1 protein-coding gene is annotated in these 543 nt (G+C 47.5%); it reads left to right on the top strand.

The window, feature by feature from the left end; all coding sequences use genetic code 11:
- A partial coding sequence (locus tag SCRDD08_RS11720) for a hypothetical protein (protein WP_196756193.1) occupies window positions 1-453 on the top strand: 453 nt, incomplete at its 5' end.
- Window positions 454-543 lie beyond the last annotated feature (90 nt).

Genomic DNA, 543 nt, shown 5'->3' with positions numbered 1-543 from the left:
TCTGAAGCACTAATTGAGGCACTGAGACTTGTACTCAAACTTGTGCTTGCTGAATCTGAAGCACTGAGTGAGGCACTGAGACTGGTACTCAAACTTGTGCTTGCTGAATCTGAAGCACTGAGTGAGGCACTGAGACTGGTACTCAAACTTGTGCTTGCTGAATCTGAAGCACTAATTGAGGCACTGAGACTTGTGCTCAGGCTCGTGCTTGCTGAATCTGAGGCACTGATTGAGGCACTGAGGCTGGTGCTCAAGCTGGTGCTTGCTGAATCTGAAGCACTAATTGAGGCACTGAGACTGGTACTCAAACTTGTGCTTGCTGAATCTGACTCACTAATTGATGCACTGAGGCTTGTACTCAAACTTGTGCTTGCTGAATCTGAAGCACTTACTGAGACTGACTGGCTTGCGCTCAATGACGCTGAAGCAGACTCGCTTGTTGAAACTGATTGACTCAGGCTTACTGATGCTGAAGCACTTGTGCTTAATGAAACTGACTGGCTTGCGCTCAATGACGCTGAAGCACTTGCACTTACTGAGACT

The organism is Streptococcus cristatus (assembly GCF_001578775.1).
Taxonomy (GTDB): Bacteria; Bacillota; Bacilli; order Lactobacillales; family Streptococcaceae; genus Streptococcus; species Streptococcus cristatus_A.
This window is presented reverse-complemented; position numbering and strand designations above follow the sequence as displayed.